Source organism: Clostridium sp. (assembly GCF_017888565.1).
In the GTDB taxonomy this organism is placed as follows: domain Bacteria; phylum Bacillota; class Clostridia; order Clostridiales; family Clostridiaceae; genus Clostridium.
In genome coordinates this window covers 1-6,540 of the sequence record NZ_JAGHFX010000006.1, presented here as the reverse complement: position 1 = coordinate 6,540, position 6,540 = coordinate 1, and the positions used below count along the sequence as shown (strand labels likewise).

The window sequence follows — 6,540 nt, the reverse complement described above, 5'->3', positions numbered from 1 at the left end:
CTATTTCATTATTTGAGAACCTTATTTTACTCATATTAAATCACCTCATAACTTTATTGTACAAAAAAAGAACCTATATAGATAGACTCTCTTTTATAAGTGTCCATCTTATAGGTTCCATTTTATACCTCATACACATTTTTTATTTAAACTATTTTTTCTCTATTTCACTCTTAGTAAATATACTTATAAATTCTTTATTATTTTTAGTCTTTGTTAACATATTTATCAGTTTTTCAGTAACATTTTCTATATTCCCATCCCTATACATAACTCTTCTAATTGAGTATGCCACTTCTTTCTCTTCTTCTGATAAAATTAAATCTTCTTTTCTAGTTCCAGATTTATATATATCGATTGCTGGGAATATTCTTCTTTCTTGAAGCTTTCTATCTAAATGAACTTCCATATTTCCAGTTCCTTTAAATTCTTCAAATATCATATCATCCATCCTAGAACCAGTATCAATTAAAGCTGTTGCAAGTATAGTTAAACTTCCACCCTCTTCAATATTTCTAGCCGCACCAAAGAATTTTTTAGGCATTATTAGAGCACCTGGATCTAATCCACCAGACAATGTTCTTCCTGTTGGAGTGATTGTTAAGTTATATGCTCTTGAAAGTCTAGTTAAACTATCTAATAATATAACCACGTCTTTTCCTTGCTCAACCATTCTTTTTGCTCTTTCTAAAACCATTTGAGATACCTTTGCATGGTTTTGAGGCTCTTCATCAAAAGTTGAATATATAACATCACCATTTATAGATCTCTTCATATCTGTTACTTCTTCAGGTCTCTCATCTATAAGTAAAACTATAAGTTTAACTTCTGGATAATTTTTAGATATATTTTGAGCAACCTTTTTTAATAAAGTTGTTTTACCTGCCTTAGGAGGTGCAACTATTATACCCCTTTGTCCCTTACCTATAGGACAAATTATATCCATTAACCTTGAAGATAAATCTCCTTCATTATTAGTCTCTAAATGTAATCTATCTTGAGGATATATAGGAGTTAATGTTTCAAAAGATTTTCTTCCAACTGCTCTTTCAGGATTTTCTCCATTTACTCTTTCAACATAAAGTAATGCTTTAAATTTTTCTCCTTCTTTAGCTTCTCTTACCTTTCCTTCAACCTCATCCCCAGTTCTAAGGTTAAATCTCCTTATTTGAGATGGTGATACATATATGTCATTTTCACCTGTTTGGTAATTGTTGCATCTTAAAAACCCAAAACTATTATTTTCCAATATTTCTAACACACCCTTAGCTGTATTAGATTCATTTATCATAACTTTTAATCTTTCTCTTTTTTCTTCTCTATTTTCTTCTTTAACCTCTTCTTTAACCTCTTCTTTTTTCTCTTCTTTGATTTCCTTATTAGAACTATTGTTTACTACATTAATTTCTTCTGCTTTCACCTTAGGTGTTATCTTTTCTTGCAATATAACTCCATTTTTCTCTATACTTTTTGGTGAATTTTCAATTATTGCATCAATAAGTTCATTCTTTTTTAATTTGCTTATATTTTTTATATTAAGCTGCTTAGCTATTTCCTTTAATTCAGCTAATGTCTTTCTTTCATAAATTTCTTTAGTCAAAACTACACCTCCATAAATAACTTTATTTATAATTCAATTATGAATAAAAAATCAATATTTAAATTTAATAATTTCTAAATTGGGATATTTTCAGATATAAATATTAAGATATGAATCTCTTGGACTTTATATATGTATTTCTATTATGAATTAATATATTTAATTTATCAAGGATAATTTTATTAATTATAATATTACTATTATTTCCTTATTTATAATTTTAATACTTATTTCATTAAAAAGGAGCTATCTATAGTCTTAAGATAGCTCCTAAAAGATTGATTAACTAGCTTTTTCTTCAGTCTTATTACTAAACATTACATAACCAACACCTGATATTAATATAGCAAATACTAATAAATTTATAGGATTTTGTCCACCAGTAGTTGGTAAATTACTTTGATTATTTGAACCTTCTTCTCCAGTGTTATTTTCACCTGGATTTTCTTCTGGATTTTCCCCTGGATTCTCTCCTGGATTCTCTCCTGGATTTGTAGGCTCTTTTGTATCATCAACTCCAGCTATTAATAGATTCTCTATATCTGTATCTACGCCATTAGTCTTCCAGTAACTTCTTATTTCATCTCTCATTACAAGCATTGTGTCTTTCATATTTCTAGCATTTGTGAAATCATATCCATCTCCACCAGTTGCCATAAAATCATTAACTACAACTGTATAATATTTATCCATATCTAATGGAGTGCCATCTGCTAATCTAATTGAAGTGATTCTTTCTCCTGCTGCAGCATCTTTATCATACCAAACTTTAATTCCTGAGAACTGTCCCCAACCAAAGTTTTCTGGCATAATTCCATGTTCTATTGCAGCCTTTACATCTGAACCCTTTAATTCCATTGTTACTAAAGTATTATCAAAAGGTAATATTGTGTATAAATCTCCAATTGTTAATACTCCAGCTGATAATGGCGCTCTTACTCCACCACCATTAGTTATACCAATATCCACACCTGTAATTTTTCTCATTGTCTCAGAAACAACTGTTCCAAGAGGTGTAAGCCCTTCATTTCTATCGTGGTCTAAATCCTTATCTAGATCAGCTACTTTTTCACTTAATATTGGTTTTAATTCAGATTCATATTTCTTAACTATTTCTGTTGAAGTTTCATCTGGTATTATATTAGCACTTCTTAAATAAAGTTCATCTAATTCAGCTCCAAGTGAAACTAATTTTCCTGCATTGTCAAAATCAAATGTTAATACTGATAAAGCTCTGCCGTTATATCCAGCTTCAATTATTTTAACTCCATTAACTTCGACATTTGTAAATTTATGATCATGAGATGCTATAATTGCATCAATATTTTTTATTTCCTTTGCTAAATCTACAGCTTCTCCAACAGGCTTCCCATCTTTATCTGTTGTTGCTCCTAAGTGAGATAATACAACTACTGCATTAACTTTATCTTCTTGTCTTAATTTATCAGCATATTTTTGAACTGATATTGATGGATCTTCAAATCTTAAATCAGAAACATTTGCTGGAGTTGTCTTATAAGCAGTCTCAGGAGTTGTAATTCCTATTAAACCAACTTTAATTCCATCTACTTCAATAATTTTATATGGATCTGCCCAATCAACAGGCTTTCCTGTTTTCTTATCTATAATATTAGCAGCTAAGAAATCAAAATCACCTTCTTTTTCCCATATAGGAATTAATTCTTTTCCCCAGTCAAATTCATGATTTCCAACTGCAGATGCAGGTATATTTATATCTTTTAAGAATTCACTTACTGGTGCACCTTTAGTAAGATTTGATATTGCTGTACCTTGATATAAGTCTCCAGCAGCTAGTGGTATAGCTTCATAATTAGAGAAGTCATTTAATGAAGTTCTTTCTTTTATTGCTGATGCTAATTTAGCTATTCCAACATTTTTACCACTTTCTTGAACATTTCCATGTAAATCATTAAAACTTACTAATTCAACTCTCTTTTGATTTTTAGCCATTAAAACATCATTTATAGTTAAACTTTTTACGTTAGGAGTTCTTCCATCATCTGATACTGGTATGCTAAGTACTCCATCATTTACTAATTTAACAACTTCTTTTCTTAATTTTTCATCATAATTAACTCCTGTTAATTTCCAGTTATTATCTATATATCTACTTATTTTTCTACCCTTAACATTTACTATATAATCTGTTATTAAATCTCTCATATCTGATATTTTATCATTATTAGTGTCATAAACTTTTTCATGTGTTCCAGGTTCAAATACAGGATTATTAGCTGCATTAAGAACTGAGTCATATCTATAGTTATTTACTGATAAATAAACTACATCAGTATCTTCAACAACCTTTCCATCCTTTTCAAACTTCACATTTTCAATTCTACTTCCAGCATGTTTAGAAATATTTATTTCATAGCTTATTCCATCAAACATGTCATATTGATATAATCTAATATCAGGATTTAATGATATTGTTAAATCTCCAGCATTAAATTTATTATATATTGATGCTGTCCATTCCATAAATCTCTTAAGTTGCTTTCCATTTGTTTTTATTGTATAAAGCTTATTGTCATATTTGTATATATTTGATATATCTGATTTTTTAATATCTCCAGATAGCATATTTGATCCTGCATCGAATAATGCTGCTGCTGATACCATATATCCTGAATCTACATCTATTCCTTGTAATTCCAAATGATTCTTACTATTATATATTTGTACTTCATTTACTAAGTCTGTGATACCTTGATCTCTAACTAATGATTCTGGTATATCAGCTATTTCGTTTTTATCAGCTAAACTTGGTCCTTCTAATTTACCAATAACTATACTTGCATCATTTTTTGCAGCTTGGTCATAGTAACTTAAAAATTCCGCTAAATCTTCATCTTCTGCTACATCTTTATTTACTGCTATAAATGATCCAACTTTCTCTTTAATTTTGTATCCATTATCTCTATCTGGTTCTAAAGTTATTTCTACTTTGCCTAAACTTCCAGCATTGTTTGTTGGTTGAATTAAAATTGCGTTTCCAGCAGTTTTATTAACATTAGCTTCATGACTATGACCCATAACAACTACATTAACTTCAGGATTTGCTTCAGCAAGTTCTCTTGCTGAATCTCCATTACCATACTCACTATTAAAACCCATATGTGATGTAACCACGTATACATCTGCTCCACCTACTGACTTTATTTCTTGAATAACCTTTGCCACTTCTTCAGTTGGGTTTGTAGGTGTGTATCCAACTAAATTCGGTCCATCCCACTTATCAATATGTGGAGTAACAACACCAATAGTTGCAACCTTTATTCCATTAGGTAATTCTTTTATTGTATAGGCATCAAATACTCTCGCTCCATCCCTGTAAAGGTTTGCACATAATACCTTAAGATGTCCTTCTGCTTGCTTTGCTATACTATCAATTTTATCCATTCCAAAATTAAATTCATGGTTTCCTAAACTAAATGAATCATATTTTATATAATTCATTGCTAGCATCATAGGATTCTTTTCTTCATTTAAGAATAAATGATTATAGTTTCCTTGAATATTATCTCCATTATCTACAAGAACAGTATTGGGATTATTTTCTCTTTGCTGATTAACTAATGTTGCTATTTGAGTTAATCCTCCATAGGATGTTGTGGCTCTTGCATAATCATATGGAACAAACTTTCCATGTAAATCGGTAGTTGCAAGAATTTGAATTGTTTTTGTTGATACTTCCTCTACTGTAGCCTTTACTAAGTTCATTGGTAAATTACCTATAATAAAAGTAAAAGCTAAAACTGAAGCTAAGAATTTTTTTAGGTTTCCCTTTTTAATTCTCATTTTACCCCTCCTAATATTTGTTTTATGTTATTTTTAATAATAACCATAAAAAATAGACATCCAAAGTATTGCTATATAAATCATGCTTTATCGCGTTAATACTTTAGATGTCTTTAATACAAAGTAGCTTTAAAATTCATTATTTTGAGACATTAAATATCATCTTAAATTTAATTGTTATGACCATATCCCATAATATAAAAAGAAAATATTATATTCTATTTTTTATTACTATTATTCCAATCACTTAGAAATTTTTCTATTCCTATATCAGTTAATGGATTTTTAGTCATTTGAACTAATACGCTATATGGTATAGTTGCTATATGAGCTCCAGCTAATGCTGCTTCTATACTGTGTATAGGATTTCTAACACTTGCAGCTATAATTTCTGTATCTATATCATGTGTTTTAAAAACTGATGCAATTTCTTTTATAAGTTCAATACCCCTACTTCCTATATCATCTACTCTTCCTATGAAAGGGCTTACATAAGTAGCTCCAGCTCTGGCAGCTAATAATGCTTGTGCTGTTGAGAAAACTAGAGTTACATTTGTTTTTATTTCTTTAGAAGATAATATATTCACTGCCTTTAATCCATCTATAGTCATTGGAATCTTTATAACTATATTAGGATTAATCTTTGCTAATTCAAGTCCCTCATTTACCATTTCATCATATTTTAAACTAATTACTTCTGCACTTATAGGGCCATCAACTATAGTGGTAATTTCTTTTATTACTTCTTTAAAATCTCTTCCTTCTTTAGCTATTAAAGAGGGGTTTGTAGTAACCCCACAAATAACTCCCATATCATTTGCCGATATAATTTCATCTACATTAGCAGTATCTATAAATATTTTCATAATTCAATCCCCCTATACGATTATCTAAGTATTTTATTAGAAATTCATTCAAAGAATGAATTTCTATATTAACTTTTTCATTTTTCACTTTTACCTTTTAACTTAAACCCTACCTTTTAGCAGCATCAAATGGTTCTCCAGATGCTTTTGGTGCTTGTGATGATTTAGAGAATAAAACTAAAGCTATTAAAGTTACAACATATGGGAAAATCTTTAATAATACTCCTGGTATTGCCGCTAATGACGGTATTG

At 29.4% G+C, this 6,540-nt stretch carries 3 protein-coding genes and 1 pseudogene; all 4 read right to left on the bottom strand.

The features are described from left to right. Window positions 1-151: 151 nt before the first annotated feature. On the bottom strand, window positions 152-1,600 hold the full coding sequence (rho, locus tag J7M87_RS01365; RefSeq protein WP_291647930.1) for a transcription termination factor Rho: 1,449 nt from the start codon (window positions 1,598-1,600) through the stop codon (window positions 152-154). A 282-nt stretch (window positions 1,601-1,882) separates the two neighbouring features. Further along, window positions 1,883-5,422 (bottom strand): 5'-nucleotidase C-terminal domain-containing protein, encoded by a 3,540-nt coding sequence (locus J7M87_RS01360; RefSeq protein WP_291647928.1) that lies wholly within the window; start codon window positions 5,420-5,422, stop codon window positions 1,883-1,885. Window positions 5,423-5,640: 218 nt separating this feature from the next. Then, on the bottom strand, window positions 5,641-6,288 hold the full coding sequence (gene fsa, locus J7M87_RS01355; RefSeq protein ID WP_291647926.1) for a fructose-6-phosphate aldolase: 648 nt from the start codon (window positions 6,286-6,288) through the stop codon (window positions 5,641-5,643). 109 nt (window positions 6,289-6,397) lie between these two features. Further along, window positions 6,398-6,540 (bottom strand): annotated as a pseudogene (locus J7M87_RS01350) (ABC transporter permease); the annotation flags it as partial.

Excerpts from the sequence above, each read along its gene's own strand:
- J7M87_RS01360 (WP_291647928.1), bottom strand. The coding sequence starts at position 5,422 with ATGAGAATTAAAAAGGGAAACCTAAAAAAATTCTTAGCTTCAGTTTTA.
- fsa (WP_291647926.1), bottom strand. The coding sequence starts at position 6,288 with ATGAAAATATTTATAGATACTGCTAATGTAGATGAAATTATATCGGCA.